Here is a 16,873-nt window from a genome sequence, read left to right on the forward strand (position 1 = left end):
AGTTAATCTGTCCGGGAAATAAAGTAATCAGGCAAAAAGCGCACCAACTTGACCATATGCTCGCCACTTTCAATAACCTCAAGCGCATAGGTATCAACACGCATACACAGCGGCTGACGGGGGATATCTCCCAACTGTTCAATGATCAGGCCGCTGACCGTTTTGGGCCCGTCGGTTGGTAAGTTCCAGTTCAGTTCTTTATTTAAGTCCCGGATGTTGGCGACGCCTTCGACCAGCACCGAACCATCAGGCTGGATAATCACAGATTCACTTGGTGGCGGCGAAATACTGGTGGTAAAATCGCCGACGATTTCTTCCAGAATATCTTCCAGAGTAACCAGGCCCTGAATATCACCGTACTCGTCCACCACCAGACCAATGCGTTCTTTGCTGCGCTGGAATTTAAGCAACTGAACATTAAGCGGCGTACCTTCCGGAATATAGTAAATCTCCCTGGCTGCACGTATCACCTCGGCTTTATCAATTTCACTACTTGCCTTGGTGACCAGTTGCATAATATCGCGGGCGTGTAAGAAACCTATGGCATCGTCAATTTCGTTGCGATAGAGCAACAGCCGGGTATGCTGCGCCTGGGATAACTGGCGGATAATTGTCTTCAGATCATCCTGGGCGTCGATGCCACTGATTTCAGCGCGCGGGATCATCACATCTTCAACGGTTACTTTTTCCAGATCCAGAATGCTTATTAGCATTTCCTGGTGACCGCGTGGAATCATTGAATTCGCTTCATTAACCACAGTGCGCAGCTCTTCGCTGCTAAGGGCATCCCGGCCGGCGATATTGCGGGGGTTAATACCGAGCAGCCGCATAAAACCGTTGGTAACAAAGTTAATCGCTGCTACCAGCGGATACATGATAGTCAGCAGCGGCTTGAGAATAACCGAACTGGGAAAAGCAACCTGCTCAGGATGCAGCGCTGCTATGGTTTTCGGTGTGATTTCAGCAAAAATAAGCACCACTACGGTTAGTCCCAGCGTGGCGACCAGAATCCCCGCGTCACCAAACCAGCGTAAACAGACGATGGTCGCGATAGCTGAGGCGGCGATATTGACCAGGTTATTGCCAATCAGTATCAGGCCAATCAGCCGGTCCGGACGATCCAGCAGATATTGGACCCGTTTGGCACCACTATGATCTTGCTGCACCAGATGACGTAAGCGGTAGCGATTCACCGACATCATGCCGGTTTCTGAACCAGAAAAATAAGCGGAAAGGAACAGAAGGACGCCCAGTATAATCAGCAGCGTCGAGGTGGCTATTTCGTCCAAAAATGATACCTGTAGTAGAAGTCCAGTTGCCTAATGTAATCAGCCTGACCGTCAAGTCAAGTAAACCGCGACAAAATCATATGTACTGCTATGCAGCCAGCAATATATCCTTCACAAAGCGGCTGCCGAAATACGCGATAGTCAGTATGACACTGGCAACCACACTGGCAATAACCAGGCCGCGCCCGCGAATACCACGAACGCCGTGCAAATAGACCACGGCAAGGTAAATGACAGCAGCAACAGAGCTTAGTATAGTTTTATGTGACTGCCCCTGCACAAACATATTGTCGAGAAAAATAAAGCCGCTTATTAAAGCCGCAATCAACATCAGGGTACCGGTACTGAGCAGCCGGAAAAAATAGCGCTCTACTGTCATTAGCGGCGGCAGGTAACTGGCCACTGCATTCACCTTATGCTGTTTCAGCAGGTAGGTCAGATACAGCAACTGCACCGCATAAAGGGTCGCAAGTAGCAGCACGGCATAAGCGATCAGCGATAATACGATATGGATAGCCAGCCCGTAATTGTTACCCAGCGATGCGCCCCAGTTCACCGGGGTCGCCAGCAGCAGTACCGTACTCACCGCGGCAAAGAGGTAAATCACCGGCCGTAGCAACAAACCGCCGGAGCGGTTATGGCGCACCAGTGACAACAGCGCCAGGAAAAATGCGACGCTACTGAGGCTGCTGGTGATGTTCAGGTGGTCAAAATCGTCGGCGCTGAGATATTGCCATAGCAACAGACCATGGCTCAGAACGGCTGCAAAGGGCAGTAACTGTTGCCACAGCAGCGGGCCAGCGCGATAAGCCAGGCGGCGCCACAGTACAATGGCGCTGGCCAGATACAGTAACAGCGTAATAAGCAGCAATATCAACATGACCTAACCTGATCTATAAAGTGATAAGCAAGTATATGCATTGTCACAATGAAACCCAATAGGAACAAGAAACTTTGCTTGATTTCAGGTATACTGGTCGCCATATAAATTGAACTAATTAACGCAGTAGATTGGAAGCATCGGCATGTTTGAAAACTTAAGCCAACGACTGACACAGTCACTAAAATCGATCGGTGGTCGCGGCCGGCTGACAGAAGACAATATTAAAGATACCTTGCGTGAAGTGCGCATGGCGCTGCTGGAAGCCGATGTGGCCCTGCCAGTGGTGCGCGATTTTATCAGCCGGGTAAAAGAGCGCGCGATTGGTGCTGAGGTTAACAAGAGCCTTACGCCTGGCCAGGTATTTATTAAGATTGTGCAGCAGGAGCTGGAACATGCGATGGGCGAAGGGAACGTTCCCCTCAATCTGAGCACGCAACCGCCAGCGGTTATTCTCATGGCGGGTTTGCAGGGTGCCGGTAAAACCACCAGCGTCGGTAAGCTGGCGCGCTATTTGCGCGAAAAGCACAAAAAGAAAGTACTGGTCGTCAGCGCGGACGTTTATCGCCCGGCTGCGATTAAGCAGCTGCAGACTCTTGCCGCAGAAGTTGACGTTGAGTTTTTCCCGTCTTCAACTGAACAGAAGCCAGTCGCTATTGCCCAGGCGGCAATTGATTATGCCCGCAAGAAGTTTCTTGATGTAGTGCTGGTAGATACCGCCGGCCGGACTGCTATCGATGAAGTCATGATGACGGAAATCCAGCAGTTACATACCGCCGTCAAGCCAATTGAAACCCTGTTCGTCGTTGATGCCATGACCGGCCAGGATGCCGCCAACACAGCGAAGGCCTTCAGTGAAGCGCTGCCCCTGACCGGTGTTATTCTGACCAAAGTCGATGGTGACGCGCGCGGCGGTGCAGCTTTATCGATCCGGCATATTACCGGCCAGCCAATTAAGTTTTTAGGCGTTGGCGAAAAGAATAGTGCGCTTGAGCCTTTCCATCCCGAGCGCGTCGCCTCGCGTATTCTCGGCATGGGCGACGTATTGTCGCTGATCGATGAACTGGAAACCAAAGTTGATCGGGATAAAGCTGAAAAAGTTGCCCGCAAGGTCATGAAGCAGGGTAAATTTTCGCTTGAAGATTTCCGTGATCAGTTGGTCCAGATGCGCGATATGGGTGGCATGATGGGTATGCTCGATAAAATGCCGGGCATGGGCAACGTGAGCTCACAGGTTAAAGGTCAGCTGGACGACAAAATGACCGTGCGCATGGAAGCTATTATTAATTCTATGACGCCGAAAGAGCGTGAACATCCCGATGTAATTAAGGGCTCTCGCAAGCGCCGGATCGCTGCAGGGTCGGGCACTCAGGTGCAGGATGTGAATAAACTGCTCAAGCAATTCATGCAGATGCAGAAAATGATGAAAAAAATGAAAGGCGGTGGCATGGCAAAAATGATGCGCGGCCTTGGCGGTATGGGGGGCAAAATGCCTCCGGGGATGCTCCCGAAACGATAGGCAGTCGGCTGACTGAGGCAAGGCTCCACGCCAGAGAAAACTTGCATTCAGACAAAAAATCAGTAGAATTGCCGGGCTCTGACTCAGGCTTGTCCGTGTCGGAGGCTTTTTTATTTACTTAACATTAAAAACTGTATCGAGGAACGTAATGGTAACCATTCGTTTACAACGTGGCGGCGCTAAAAAGCGCCCATTCTACCAGATGGTAGTAACTGACAGTCGCAATGCCCGCGACGGTCGTTTTATTGAAAATGTCGGCTTTTTTAATCCGCTTGCCCGCGGCCAGGAAGAGAAATTGCGTGTTGATTTAGATCGTGTTGACCACTGGGTGGGCAACGGCGCAACTTTATCTGAGCGCGTCAACAAGCTGATCAAAGATGCGCGTAGCGCAGCTTAAGTATTAATTTAAACGCATCTGGTGGCTATGAACTCAACATCTGAAACCGTGGTTATTGGCCAGCTTGGCGCAGTTTACGGCGTGAAGGGTTGGCTTAAGGTTCAAAGCTATACCGATGATGCGGAAGCCATTTTTGATTACAGCCCCTGGCAGATTATTAAGCAGGGCAAACCGCAAACAGTTCAGGTCGAAGAATGGCGTCGACATAATAAAGGACTGATTGCGAAACTGGCGGGCGTTGATGATCGTGATAAGGCTCAGGTGTATACCGGCGCTGATATCGTGATTGAGGCCGCACAGTTACCTGAGTTGCCAGAGGATGAGTTTTACTGGCGCGATCTGATTGGTATGACCGTGGTGAATACCGAGGGTTATAACATGGGGATTGTCGACCAGTTAATGGCCACAGCATCGAATGATGTGATGGTGGTGAAAGCGAACAACAATGATGCGTTCGGCAGGTCAGAGCGACTGATTCCGTTTATTCAGAGTCAGTACGTGCAATCGATAGACCGCGAAGCAAAGCGCATTGTTGTTGACTGGCCGTCGGATTTTTAATGGCTGCACAATTGCAGGTAGGGGTTATCAGCCTTTTTCCTGAAATGTTTCAGGCCATTACAGATAACGGTGTGACCGGCAGGGCAGTACGTGAAGGGCTTCTTGAGCTTAAGCTCATTAATCCCCGCGACTTTACCCACGACCGGCATCGCACTGTCGACGACCGCCCTTATGGCGGTGGCCCGGGAATGCTGATGATGGTGCAACCGCTGACTGATGCGATTGCTGCTGCTAAGCAGGAACTGGGAGCCAGTACTAAGGTGATTTATTTGTCACCTCAGGGTCGCAAGCTCGATCATGCTGGCGCTAAGCAATTAGCTGAGCATGACAAGCTAATCCTGATTGCCGGTCGCTATGAAGGCATCGACGAGCGCGTAATTACTCGCCACGTTGATGAAGAATGGTCGATTGGTGATTACGTGTTGAGTGGGGGGGAGTTACCCGCCATGGTAATGATTGACGCGGTAGCGCGATTAATACCAGGGGTACTCGGGCATCAGGATTCTGCCAGTGAAGATTCATTCGCTGAAGGATTACTGGATTGCCCTCATTACACACGACCGGAAGTTTTAGATGGTGAGGCGGTACCCTCAGTATTACTGAGCGGTAACCATGAATATATTCGTCGGTGGCGATTGCAGCAGGCTCTGGGAAGAACCTGGTTACGACGTCCCGAATTATTAAACAACCTAGCTCTGACTGGCGAGCAGCAGGCCCTACTGGATGAATTCATTCAACAGTATCAGGCCGCTGACAACAACTCGGGCGGTTAATCTAGGCAAGTGAGGCTATCATGGCAAAAGTAAGTCAAAATTTGATCAAAGCGATCGAAGATGAGCAGTTGAAAAGCGACCTTCCGGTTTATGCACCGGGCGATACAGTGGTCGTTAATGTTAAGGTTAAAGAAGGTAACCGTGAGCGTGTTCAGGCATTTGAAGGCGTGGTTATCGGTAAGCGTAATCGTGGACTGCACTCAGCTGTTACCGTTCGTAAAATATCGAATGGTGAAGGCGTTGAGCGTACCTTCCAGGTACACAGCCCGATTATCGACAGCATTGTTGTGAAGCGTAAAGGTGCGGTTCGTCGCGCTAAGCTTTACTACCTTCGCGAGCGTTCAGGCCGTTCTGCGCGTATCCGCGAGAAGCTGGGCGCATAATTTTGCGTGCAGTCAAAAAACCCGCCTCTGGCGGGTTTTTTTATGCCTGACTTCAGGCACAATAGCTGAACCTTTCAGGCATTCCCGGCAAACGACGGAGTAATCATGGATCAGCAGCAACAACTTGAGCAGTTACGCACTGAGATTGATGCGACCGATGGCGCATTAGTTGAACTGCTGCTACGCCGTAGGCAGTTGGCCGCTGATGTTGGAAAGGTCAAACGGGAGCTGGGTCAACCGCTCTATGTTCCTGACCGCGAAGCAAAAATGCTGGAGGACCGCCGGCGGCAGGCGGCTGCCGTCGGGTTATCCCCTGATCTCATTGAAGACGTATTGCGGCGCGTGATCCGTGAATCTTACCAGCAACAGCAAGCAGCGGATGTTCACCTGCAGAATAAGAAAATTGTGGTTGTCGGTGGCGCAGGAGCGCTCGGGCAGCTATTTGTTCGTTTGTTTGAGTCGGCTGGGGCCAGTGTGCAGGTCCTTGATAAAAATGACTGGCAACGGGCTAAGGAGTACCTGGCCGGGGCTGACCTGGTGCTTATCAGTGTGCCTATCGCCGTTACTGAACAGGTTATTGTCGAACTGCCCGAATTACCGCAGCACTGTATTCTGGCCGACGTGACCAGCGTGAAAGAAGGGCCTCTGCAAGCGATGCTTAAGCAGCATAAAGGGCCGGTGGTCGGCTTGCACCCGATGTTCGGACCGCAGCAGCAGACGCTGGCGAAACAACTTATTGTGGTCAGCCACGGGCGCGGGCAGCCGCACTATCAGTGGTTGTTAGACAGTATTGTCCGCTGGGGCGCTAATCTGCAGGAGTTTGATGCTGAGGCGCACGATCAGGCCATGGCCTTTATTCAGGTGATGCGCCATTTATCGACCTTTGTATATGGCGTACATCTTGCCCGCGAGCGGGCAGACCTGGAGCAGCTACTTGAACTCAGTTCACCCATCTACCGGCTGGAACTGATGATGGTGGGCCGGCTGTTCGCGCAGAATGCTGAACTTTATGCGGACATCATTTTATCGCAGCCGCAGAACTTTGCGATGATGCGCCGGTATCTGCAACGTTTTGATACCGTTCTTGGTGAACTTGAGCAGGGCAACAAGGCTGCATTTCTGGAGGAGTTTGCGGAAGTAGCAGCCTATTTTGGTGAATTTTCTACGGATTTTCTTAATGACTCGCAGCGGCTACTCAGCCTTGCTGGCGATACGCATAAGGTCCGCTAAATCAGTTACTGACAGGGGTTTGCTGAGCTGTTGTTCAATGCCCGCCTCATTACAGCGTTGTTTGATATCTTCATCGTCGTGACCGGTTATCAGACCTGCCGGCGGCGTCTCATCGCCGAGTTCGTCATAGATCCGGCAATAGACCTCAATGCCATTAAAGTCGGGCAACTCATAGTCAAGCAATAACAAATGCGGGCGTTCGGCCAGCGCTTTTTCAACTGCTTCGGCGCCACATTCAGCGGTTATCACGCGCGCCGGGTAATGGCTGAGCATTGATTTCATTACTGCCAGTGACACATAGTCGTCATCGACTACTAATACTTTCGGACCTTTATCACTCATAATTTATACCCTACACTGAATGAATCAGAACCCTAGCAAATTCGTGACAACGGGTAAACAAAAGGACGACAAAATGAGCCGGGTAAAGATCTGGGACAGCTATATCCGCATTTATCACTGGTTGATGGTGGTGTTAGTCATCAGCCAGATATGGACTGCCAGCCAGGGTTACATGGAATGGCATCAGCGCGGTGCTTTTGTGCTCGGCGCACTGATACTGACGCGGCTGATCTGGGGCTTTATTGGTAGCGAATCCGCTCGTTTCAGCGTCTTCTTACGCGGGCCGCGGGCGGTAATTGAACATTTCCGGGAGCTGCGCGAAGGGCGACATCAGACAGAAACCACCCATAATCCCGCCGGTGGCTGGTCAGTAGTCGCTATTCTGCTGGCTTTACTCATCCAGATTGGCACCGGGCTGTTTGCCACCGATGATATTTTGTTTGACGGGCCGCTGGCTCATTTAGTCAGTAGTTCGACCCGGGATTTACTGACGACGATTCATCATCTTAATGTGTATTTCATTTTTACCGTTGTCGGCCTGCACGTACTGGCCATTATCGGCTACCGGCTGATTGGTATTCCGCTGACCATGGCGATGATCCACGGCTACCAGGACCTTGATGAGGAGCGGGCCGCGTACAAACAACCACGTCTTCGTAACGGCACCTGGGGCATCCTCATCGCTCTGTTGCTGGCGTCGGCTGCTTTTTATTTTCTGGACTGACCGCTATGGCAGATAAGTCTTATGATCTCATCGTTATAGGTACCGGCACCGCCGGCAGCGTGGTAGCGTCAAAATGCCGCAAGGCGGGTTGGTCGGTAGCTATTGTCGATCATCGCCCATTTGGCGGAACCTGCGCATTATGCGGTTGTGATCCGAAAAAAACTCTCCGCGAGGCCGCCGAAGTGATTGATGGTTGCCGTCGAATGGCTGGCAAGGGTATAGCAGGAAAACTCTGCGTTGACTGGCAAGCTTTGCAACGGCATAAACGCTCCTTTACTGATCCGGTGCCCGACAGCCGTGAACAGAGTTATGTGCGGCAAGGTATAGCTACCTGGCGTGGGAAGGCGCAATTTTGCGGCGCGAATTCACTGCAGGTCAATGATAAAGTCCTCGATGCCGGGTTTATTGTTATCGCGACGGGCGCTGAGCCCCGTAAGTTACTCATTGATGGGGCCGGGTACCTGATTAGCAGCGATGATTTTCTTGAACTCAGTGAGCTACCCCAACGTTTGCTATTGGTTGGCGGCGGCTATATTGGCTTTGAATTCGCGCATATCGCTGCCCGGGCCGGTGTCGAAGTGACACTTATTAACCGCAGTAAGCGGCCCCTGAGCGCTTTCGATCCCGACCTGGTTGAGCAGCTCGTCAAACGTACGCGCGAACTTGGCGTGACTGTTCACCTGGGATACGAAGTAAAAGCTGTTATGAAACATAGCAATGGCTTCACCATTAAAGCGGAAAGCGAAAAAGAAACCCTTACTATAGAAACGGATTTGCCTGTTCATGCTGCGGGTCGGATTCCGGCAGTTGCTGATCTGGATCTGGATGCTGGTAATATTGATTCGGAGGAAGGGGTACTCAAGTTAAATGGAGAGCTTCGCAGCATCTCAAACCCGGCAGTATTTGCTGCTGGCGATGCCGCCGGAACCTCGCTACCACTAACCCCTGTAGCGGCCAAAGAAGGACATGCAGTTGCGGATAACCTGCTCGCCCGAGATCATCGCGGCGTCGATTATCACGGGATCCCCAGTGTCGTTTTTACGCTGCCGTCATTGGCACGGGTAGGTTTACAGGAAGCGGAAGCGAGAGCGCAAAACCGTCAGTTTAAAATTCATCATGGGCTGGTTCCTGAGTGGCAGACTGCCAGTCGGCGAAATGAATCCTGCTACGGTTACAAGATCCTCATTGAAGAAACGACGGAGCGAATTCTGGGTGCACATGTAATCGGGCCTGCCGCCGCCGAAACCATTAACCTGTTTAGCTTTGCCATGGTTAACGGTTTAGGCGCAACAGCGCTTCGCAGTGCCAGTTTCGCTTATCCGACTGCCGCTTCTGATATTGAAGCCATGTTGCAGTAATTTTAATCAGCCCGGTAATTATCGTGGCAGCCCTTACAGTTCTCGGACGTGGTTTTGACGGCCTGGCCGAGTTCAGCACGTGAAGCACCGGCGTTTGCCAGTTGCTTTAAATTGTTCGCATCGCTCTGTAACTTTTCAAAGTTCTGTTTGAAATCGTCCCAGTTTTGCCAGATCTCCGGCAACGCATCGGTATCATTTCCCGGCATCGCGCCGTCAACCTGAAACCCGGCCCAGGGGATGACAGTCATCGCCGCAAAATCATTGGCGCGCTCGGCGAAAATTTCTGACTCGAAAGGCACATCGCCTTTGATCATATCGCCCATGGTTTTAAAGTTGTGATACATCACATTTAACGCATTCTGGCGGTAAGTTACGGCTTTTTCTGCGTCATAAAAGGCGGTTTGGGCGCCAACACTGGCGCTCAACAGACCGACAGATACCAGGGTAATCGTTATCGTGAATAGCCGTTTCATGGATTTTCTCCGTTTTATTATTCATTGTTTAGCGGCTTACCGTTTCCACTGCGCTTTTCATCCCTAAACTGATTGCGTCTAAGGTGTTGTTCCCTTTACTGTAGACCAGGATAACAATACTACAAAATCTCACAGAGGATATACCAGATGAGCAGGAGTAAGCACCTGAGCAAACTGGCGTTAGCAATTTGCGCAGTGATACCGACGGTATCCGTAGCGTCGCAGACAACGCCAGTTCAAGGGTTACATGACAACACCCCGACATTTGTCGCATTGCAGAATGCCACTATCATTACCGAGCCGGGTAAGCAGTTACAAAATGCCACCCTGGTTATCCGTGACGGCAAAATTATCGCTGTCGATGCGAACAACCAGGCTCCCGCGGGGGCCCGGGTAATTGACGCCAGCGGCCATACCATTTACCCCGGTTTTATCGACGCTTACAGTAATTATGGTGTGCCGGAGGTTGAAGAGCAGGAACATGCTCCTTACCGGAGTGAAGCGCCGCAGTACAATAATAAGCGCGAAGGCGGCAATGCTGCGAACGATGCAATCCACGCGCAGAAACGCTGGGTTAGTGAATACGCGAATAATCCGAAAGCTGCGAAGCAGTATATTGAGCAAGGTTTTACCGCTGTCCAGAGCGCGCGGCTGGACGGTATATTCCAGGGCCAGGGCGTAACGGTATCTTTAGCGGATAAAATCCCCAATGACACGGTTTACCGTGCTGAAGCCCGCCATTTCGGCTCATTTGATAAAGGTACTTCAAAACAGCAATACCCTTCCTCGCTGATGGGTTCAATTGCGCTTATCCGGCAAACTTTATCCGACGCCAACTGGTATGAAACCGCGTTCGGCAAGCAGGCTCATAACGGACCGGTTGAATTCAATGCCGCACTGGCTGAACTGGGACCGGTAGAACAAGAAGGCATCGTCTTTAAAATCACTGATGATAAATCGCTGCTGCGTGCCCATGATGTATTTTCCAGTTTTGATGTGCCTGTTACTTACCTGGGCTCGGGCTTTGAATATGCCCGACTGGCGGCAGTAAAAGCGACCAACTCATCAATTATCCTGCCGGTGAACTTCCCGGCGGCACCAGAAGTAAATGGTGTCGATGATCATCTTGATGTCAATCTGGCGGATTTGCGCCACTGGGAACGTGCACCCGGCAATGCTGCAGCACTCGCCCGGGCTGGAATTGATTTTTCTTTTACCCTGCATGATTTGAAAAAGTCGGATGATTTCTGGCCAAATGTGCGCAAAGCCGTGCGCCATGGTCTCGATAAAGATCGCGCTTTAGCCGCGTTGACTACGGTACCGGCGCGCATCGCTGGGGTCGCCGACAAAGCCGGTAAACTAGCACCGGGTTATGCTGCTGACTTTGTCATTGCCAAAGGGGATCTTTTTACCGAAGGTGAAATCAAATCAGTCTGGTTGCAGGGGCAGGAAGTTGAGCTTGAGCCGTTACGGCAGGCTGACTTCAGCGGCAATTTCGACCTCAATATAGCCAATCAGCAAATTGATCTGTCAATTAATGATGGCAAGGCGCTGTCCGGCGAACTCGAATACGACGGCACCAAGCAAAAATTGCGCAGTATGACCCGCGACGAAGAAAGTCTGCAGTTTGTCGTTGACGGTGAGTTTGCCGCAGTAAAGGGAGCCTGGCGATTCCGTTTGCAGCAGCAATCCGAAGCAGGCTACCGCGGCATCGCTGTTGGTCCGGATGGACGTGAGCTGGCTATAACAGCACAGCGTGAGAGCGCTGCTGAGGATGCTACAGCGAAGACCAATGAACAGCCGGCTGCCAGTTACGTCAGCAAAGTGACATTCCCGAATGTCGCTTATGGTCTGGATGCGTTGCCAGAACGGCACAACCTGCATATTAAAAATGCCACCGTCTGGACCGCAGATGATCAGGGCGTACTGGAAAATACCGATATCCTGATTAAAAACGGCAATTTTGAACGGATTGGTAAAAACCTGCGGACGCCATCGGGTTACCTTGAAATCGATGCCACCGGTATGCACGTAACACCGGGCATTATCGATGAACATTCGCATATCGCTATCGATCGCGGCGTAAATGAGGGATCTGAAGCAATCACCTCCGAAGTCCGTATTGGTGATGTGGTCAACCCCGATGATATCCACATTTATCGGTCATTAGCCGGCGGTACTACTATGGCGCAGCTGTTACATGGTTCAGCCAACCCGATCGGTGGCCAGGCGCAGGTGATTAAGCTGCGTTGGGGCGCTACGGCAAACGATATAAAGTTTGACGCGGCACCGCCAAGCATTAAATTTGCGCTGGGCGAAAACGTTAAGCAAAGCAACTGGGGTAGTAACTACAGTGTGCGCTATCCGCAAACGCGGATGGGTGTTGAAACCATTATGCGCGACGGTTTTCTTGCCGCCCATGAATACCGCAAGCGGCAGCAGGACTATCAGAAACTGAGCAAGACCGAACAGGCGAAGGTCGCAGCGCCGCGTCCGGATTATCGTCTGGATACCTTGCTGGAGATCCTCAACAGCGAGCGTTTTGTTCACGCCCATTCTTATGTGCAGTCAGAAATTCTGATGCTCTTAAGGCTGGCTGAAGAGTTCGATTTTACCCTGACTACCTTTACCCACATTCTGGAAGGCTACAAAGTCGCTACGGAAATGGCTAAACATGGTGCCGGGGCATCGTCTTTCGCTGACTGGTGGGCATATAAATTCGAAGTCTATGACGCGATTCCACAAAATGCCTGCCTGATGGCGGAGAAAGGGGTGCTGACCAGCATTAACTCAGACAGTAATGATCTCCAGCGCCGGTTGAATACCGAAGCGGCCAAATCAGTCACGTACTGTGGTATGGATGAGCATGAAGCCTTACAGATGGTGACGCTGAATCCTGCTAAGCAACTGAAGGTTGATCAGTATGTGGGCAGCATTACACCTGGTAAGCATGCTGACTTTGTTTTATGGACCGCGCATCCGCTGACTTCCTATGCCCGCCCGGAGCAAACCTGGATCAACGGTCGTAAATACTTTGACCGGCAACAGGACCAACAGGCCCGTGTGGCAGTGGAACAAGAGAAGCAGCAGTTAATTCAGAAGCTGCTGCAGAGCCCTGACAGCGAGCGTGCTGGCGCCAGCAATGGCTATAAGCCTCAGCAGCCGACCTGGCACTGTGAAGACAATCACGATATCTGGACCGATGGCCACGCCCATACCCACGGAGGACAGCACGAATGAAAAAGTTAATGAGTGCGGTGTTGGCCGCAAGTTTTACGCTGAGCGCCGCGGCCCACGATATGGTGCCGGGCGAGCCACAGCAACAGCCGGTTCTGTTGCAGGGCGGCACCCTGTATACCATCACTGATGGCATTCAGCCGCAGACCGATCTGCTGTTCGAAAACGGTGTTATTACTGCCATTGGCAAGAATATTGAATTACCTGAGAATACCCGGGTTATCAATATTGACGGCCGGCATGTCTACCCGGGCCTGATTGCCATGGATACGACTTTAGGTCTGGTTGAAATTGGAGCGGTTCGTGCCACTGATGATCAGGAAGAAGTCGGAAGCATCACGCCGGAAGTAAGCGGGCACACCGCTTATAACCCCGATTCAGAAGTTATCCCGACGGTGCGTTTTAACGGGATTACTCATGCTCAAATCGTACCACAGGGTGATCTGATCCGTGGCCGCTCCAGTTTGTTACAAACCGACGGCTGGACCTTTGAAGATGCCGCTGAAGTACTGGATATGGGCGTTCATCTGAGCTGGCCGCGGGTTGGCCTGAATACGGCCTGGTGGGAACGCCGGAGTCCGGAAGAGCAACGTAAAGCCAATGCCGAAGCACTGAAAAAGCTGCATCAGGCATTTACTGACGCGCAGGCTTACTATGTCGCCAAACTGGCGGGTGAGTCGCAGGGTACCGATGTGCGTTGGGAAGCCATGACCGGGTTATTTGACGGCAGCAGCAAGCTATATATCCACGCTCAGGACAAACGCCAGATTGAACAGGCGCTCGATTTTAGCCGTGAGTATGGCTTTGATCTGGTACTGATGGGTGCCCGGGATGCCTGGCGCCTGGCGGCAGAACTGGCCGCCGCTGAGGTTGATGTGGTTTACGGGGCTCCTTACGGCCTGCCGACGCGCCACGATGAAGCCTATGATCAGGCCTATGCGACGCCGGCCATTCTGGCGCAGGCCGGGGTAAACTTTGCGATAAGCTATCCCGGTTACTGGGATATTCGTAACCTGGCTTTTGCCGCCGGCAATGCGGTCGCTTATGGTCTGGACCAGCAGCAAGCGCTGGCGGCTATCACCATTAAGCCCGCTCAGATCATGGGCGTTGATGATAAAATCGGATCGCTGGAAGTTGGTAAACAGGCATCGCTGATCGTTTCTGGCGGTGATGTAATGAACCATCTGAGTCAGGATATTGAACTGATGTTCATTGACGGCAGCGCGGTTGACCTCAACAATCGGCATAATCAGTTGTATCAGAAATACCGGCAGAAGCCGTAATGCTGAACTAACCAATAAAAACCGGGCCTGGCCCGGTTTTTGTTGTGTTGTTCGGGATCTGTTGGCAGTATCATAAGGCATATTAAATCAACCAGGCGATAGCTTATGACGTTACACAGACAGTTCTCCAATGACGGCAAAGAACTTATTATCGCGATTAAGGGCAAGTTTGACTTTAGTCTGGTCCAGGAATTTCGCCAGGCGTACCATGATATCGGTGAGCAACAGCCAACGGTGCTTATCGATTTGCGTGAAACCGATTACCTGGACAGTTCAGCACTCGGCATGCTGCTGAATATGCGCAAGTCACTTGGTAAGGCAGTGAAAGCCATCCATATCATCAATTGCCGTCCTGAAGTTCGCAGTATTCTGGATATTTCCCGTTTCGATAAATTGTTTATCATTGAGTAAATCTGCTTGAACGAAGAAACCCTTGCTGAAAGTAATCTGCAGGTTAGTCACGATGGCTCAGCGCTGGCGGACGACGTACTCAGTGCGCTAAGCAAGGCGCCGGCTGCGCAGACGCTGATACGGGTGTTGATTTTGTCCGGTAGCGATAACCAGGCCTGCCGCAGTGCTGTGGCAGCGCTCCGGCGCGAACAGGATACGCCAAGGCGACGCCGTACTGAACTGCCGAAGCCACCGGTCATACTGCTTATCACGGATAGCATTAAGCGCATCGAGCAATGCCGTGAGCTGGTTAACGATATGCTGCTGTGGCCCGAGCCCGCTGGCCTGTTAGACAACAGAATTCAGGTGTTAAGGCACTGGCAGGATGCCCGGCTGGAACTCAATATGGCGCGCGACGCGCTGGCCTGGCATGCGAACCGGACCGAACGCGAACATCAGCTGGTTGAACACATCTTCCGCAATGCGTTGAGCCGCAACTATCTGGATTATCCGCATCTCCGAACCTACCTGACACCGGTATCCAAATTCAACGGTGATCTTTGCCTGATCGCACCGGGTCCGCTCGGTAATATTTATATGCTGATGGCGGACTTTACCGGCCATGGCCTGGCGCCTGCCACCGGCGCGCTGCCTTTATCCCAGGCCTTTTTTGCGATGTCAGACCGCGGCGTATCAGTGGCTGAAATGGTTACCGAGTTTAACTTCCGGCTTAATCGCTTACTTCCCGCTGATATGTTTTGTGCCTGTTTTCTGCTGGAACTTTCCGCCAATGGAGAGCGGGTAACCTACTGGAACGGTGGCATGCCCCCGGCCCTGCAGTTCGATCATAAAGGTAAAATTTTACAACGGCTAAATGCGCAGCATATGGCGCTGGGCGTACTGGATGAGAATGATTTCGACAGCCGTGTAACCACTTTCAGGGCCAGCCCGGATAGTTCTATCGCCTTATATACCGATGGCGTGATTGAATTACTGGGGCATAAGCTTGAGTTTCTGGGTAGTGATGCGCTTGAGTCGCTGCTGCAGCGTTTCCCCAAGCCGGAAGATTTTCCCGAAGTGGTTGGTGAACTCGAGCATTTCCGTGGTGAGCAGCCACTGCACGATGACTTATCGCTGGCAATTTTACAGTGCTGCGCCACCGGCCTGGATGAAGTTAAACCAGCGATAGAAGAGATCAGCCTGCCTTTTGTCTTCGAATCCCGGCTTGAAGTGAGCTACCTGCAGCGTCTGGAGCCGGTCGGCTACATTCTCAACGCGCTTAGCCAGCTGCCCCGGCTACGTAGCCATCGCACCACCATCTACCTGCTGTTGGCGGAAGCCTACAACAACGCCCTTGAGCACGGTTTACTGAAGCTGGATTCCGGTCTGAAGCGAAGCCCGGAAGGCTTTGCCCAATACTATCAGCTGCGCTCCGAGCGCCTGGCTGAACTTGAGTCCGGTACCGTCAGTATCCGCATCGATTATGATGCCGACACGGAAGTACTGGAATTTACCGTTACTGATAACGGGGCGGGGTGGGAAGCAGCGCTCAGCGCGCCACAATCAGAACAAAGTTTTGGCCGCGGTCTGGAACTGCTGAAACAGCTTACCCGCGAACTTTACTGGGAAGATGGCGGGCGACAGGTCATTTTTACCTATCAGCTTTAACCACCGGCCTGCTTTACTTTAAAACCTTTTTGTTCGAGCCACTTTTGGGCCGGCTGACGTTGATCGCCCTGCAGCTCGATGGTGTCGTTTTTTACGGAACCGCCAACGCCGCAGGCTTTACGCAGCGCGCTGGCAAATTCCTGTAGCAATGCAGGCTGATCGGGTAAATCCATCAGCACGGTCACGCCTTTCCCTTTGCGGCCTTTGGTCTGGCGCTGAATGCGCACCGGCACGCTGGTATCAATAGCCACAGTGTTGTCGTTTTCCGCAGCCGGAGCGGTTGCTGACGAGGCAAAACCTAAATTTTTTAACTGATCCTGAAGACTGCTCACAAAAACCTCGAAATTTAAACTTGGTATAACTAGGGAA

Annotated in this window: 18 protein-coding genes; 12 read left to right on the top strand and 6 right to left on the bottom strand. The window is 51.9% G+C overall.

Going from position 1 to position 16,873, the window contains the following annotated elements; translation table 11 throughout:
* Positions 1-2: 2 nt before the first annotated feature.
* Together IDSA_RS10640 and IDSA_RS10645 are read right to left on the bottom strand one after the other, a co-directional pair.
* The gene (locus IDSA_RS10640) at positions 3-1,289 is read right to left on the bottom strand and encodes an HlyC/CorC family transporter (RefSeq protein ID WP_034776751.1); all 1,287 of its coding nucleotides are present in this window, start codon (positions 1,287-1,289) and stop codon (positions 3-5) included.
* Between the two features lie 88 nt (positions 1,290-1,377).
* Complete coding sequence (locus IDSA_RS10645) at positions 1,378-2,169, bottom strand: cytochrome C assembly family protein (protein WP_034776754.1); 792 nt, start codon at positions 2,167-2,169, stop codon at positions 1,378-1,380.
* Between the two features lie 145 nt (positions 2,170-2,314).
* Between IDSA_RS10645 and ffh the strand changes: the two genes are divergently transcribed.
* The 6 genes from ffh (at position 2,315) to tyrA (ending at position 7,029) form a co-directional block, all read left to right on the top strand.
* A complete protein-coding gene (gene ffh / locus IDSA_RS10650; protein ID WP_034776756.1) occupies positions 2,315-3,688 on the top strand; it encodes a signal recognition particle protein in 1,374 nt (457 codons plus the stop codon).
* Positions 3,689-3,836: 148 nt separating this feature from the next.
* The gene (gene rpsP, locus IDSA_RS10655; protein ID WP_034776758.1) at positions 3,837-4,085 is read left to right on the top strand and encodes a 30S ribosomal protein S16; all 249 of its coding nucleotides are present in this window, start codon (positions 3,837-3,839) and stop codon (positions 4,083-4,085) included.
* Between the two features lie 27 nt (positions 4,086-4,112).
* Positions 4,113-4,643, top strand: a complete 531-nt coding sequence (gene rimM / locus IDSA_RS10660; protein ID WP_198024067.1) for a ribosome maturation factor RimM — start codon at positions 4,113-4,115, stop codon at positions 4,641-4,643.
* Positions 4,643-5,416, top strand: coding sequence for a tRNA (guanosine(37)-N1)-methyltransferase TrmD (trmD, locus tag IDSA_RS10665; RefSeq protein ID WP_232221299.1), 774 nt, complete (start codon positions 4,643-4,645; stop codon positions 5,414-5,416). The genes rimM and trmD overlap by 1 nt, the downstream gene beginning before the upstream one ends.
* 20 nt (positions 5,417-5,436) lie before the next feature.
* Positions 5,437-5,799, top strand: a complete 363-nt coding sequence (gene rplS, locus IDSA_RS10670; protein ID WP_034776762.1) for a 50S ribosomal protein L19 — start codon at positions 5,437-5,439, stop codon at positions 5,797-5,799.
* A gap of 105 nt (positions 5,800-5,904) precedes the next feature.
* Positions 5,905-7,029, top strand: coding sequence for a bifunctional chorismate mutase/prephenate dehydrogenase (tyrA, locus tag IDSA_RS10675; protein WP_034776764.1), 1,125 nt, complete (start codon positions 5,905-5,907; stop codon positions 7,027-7,029).
* Here tyrA and IDSA_RS11915 read toward each other — a convergent pair.
* Complete coding sequence (locus IDSA_RS11915; RefSeq protein ID WP_051986238.1) at positions 6,991-7,371, bottom strand: response regulator; 381 nt, start codon at positions 7,369-7,371, stop codon at positions 6,991-6,993. The two genes, tyrA and IDSA_RS11915, sit on opposite strands and share 39 nt — an antisense overlap.
* Before the next feature lie 73 nt (positions 7,372-7,444).
* Between IDSA_RS11915 and IDSA_RS10685 the strand changes: the two genes are divergently transcribed.
* Positions 7,445-8,095 (top strand): cytochrome b/b6 domain-containing protein, encoded by a 651-nt coding sequence (locus IDSA_RS10685; RefSeq protein WP_034776766.1) that lies wholly within the window; start codon positions 7,445-7,447, stop codon positions 8,093-8,095.
* A 5-nt stretch (positions 8,096-8,100) separates the two neighbouring features.
* Positions 8,101-9,453 (top strand): dihydrolipoyl dehydrogenase family protein, encoded by a 1,353-nt coding sequence (locus IDSA_RS10690; RefSeq protein WP_034776768.1) that lies wholly within the window; start codon positions 8,101-8,103, stop codon positions 9,451-9,453.
* Positions 9,454-9,455: 2 nt separating this feature from the next.
* On the opposite strand, the gene IDSA_RS10695 is transcribed toward IDSA_RS10690, so the two are convergent.
* Complete coding sequence (locus IDSA_RS10695; protein WP_034776770.1) at positions 9,456-9,926, bottom strand: c-type cytochrome; 471 nt, start codon at positions 9,924-9,926, stop codon at positions 9,456-9,458.
* A gap of 147 nt (positions 9,927-10,073) precedes the next feature.
* Here IDSA_RS10695 and IDSA_RS10700 point away from each other — a divergent pair, with 147 nt between their 5' ends.
* From IDSA_RS10700 to IDSA_RS10710, 3 genes are all read left to right on the top strand, one after another.
* Positions 10,074-13,166, top strand: coding sequence for an amidohydrolase family protein (locus IDSA_RS10700; protein WP_034776772.1), 3,093 nt, complete (start codon positions 10,074-10,076; stop codon positions 13,164-13,166).
* Entirely contained in the window at positions 13,163-14,446 is a 1,284-nt protein-coding gene (locus tag IDSA_RS10705) for an amidohydrolase family protein (RefSeq protein ID WP_034776774.1), read from the top strand. The genes IDSA_RS10700 and IDSA_RS10705 overlap by 4 nt, the downstream gene beginning before the upstream one ends.
* A gap of 105 nt (positions 14,447-14,551) precedes the next feature.
* Positions 14,552-14,857, top strand: coding sequence for an STAS domain-containing protein (locus IDSA_RS10710; protein ID WP_034776776.1), 306 nt, complete (start codon positions 14,552-14,554; stop codon positions 14,855-14,857).
* A gap of 47 nt (positions 14,858-14,904) precedes the next feature.
* Here IDSA_RS10710 and IDSA_RS12295 read toward each other — a convergent pair whose 3' ends face one another.
* On the bottom strand, positions 14,905-15,126 hold the full coding sequence (locus IDSA_RS12295; protein WP_415752598.1) for a hypothetical protein: 222 nt from the start codon (positions 15,124-15,126) through the stop codon (positions 14,905-14,907).
* Between the two features lie 307 nt (positions 15,127-15,433).
* Between IDSA_RS12295 and IDSA_RS10715 the strand changes: the two genes are divergently transcribed.
* Positions 15,434-16,504: a SpoIIE family protein phosphatase gene (locus IDSA_RS10715; protein ID WP_415752600.1), complete on the top strand. Its 1,071-nt coding sequence runs from the start codon at positions 15,434-15,436 to the stop codon at positions 16,502-16,504.
* Here the strand turns inward: IDSA_RS10715 and IDSA_RS10720 are convergent.
* Positions 16,501-16,836 (bottom strand): translation initiation factor, encoded by a 336-nt coding sequence (locus IDSA_RS10720; protein WP_034776779.1) that lies wholly within the window; start codon positions 16,834-16,836, stop codon positions 16,501-16,503. The two genes, IDSA_RS10715 and IDSA_RS10720, sit on opposite strands and share 4 nt — an antisense overlap.
* Positions 16,837-16,873: the final 37 nt, after the last annotated feature.

This window comes from Pseudidiomarina salinarum (genome assembly GCF_000753715.1).
GTDB lineage: Bacteria > Pseudomonadota > Gammaproteobacteria > Enterobacterales > Alteromonadaceae > Pseudidiomarina > Pseudidiomarina salinarum.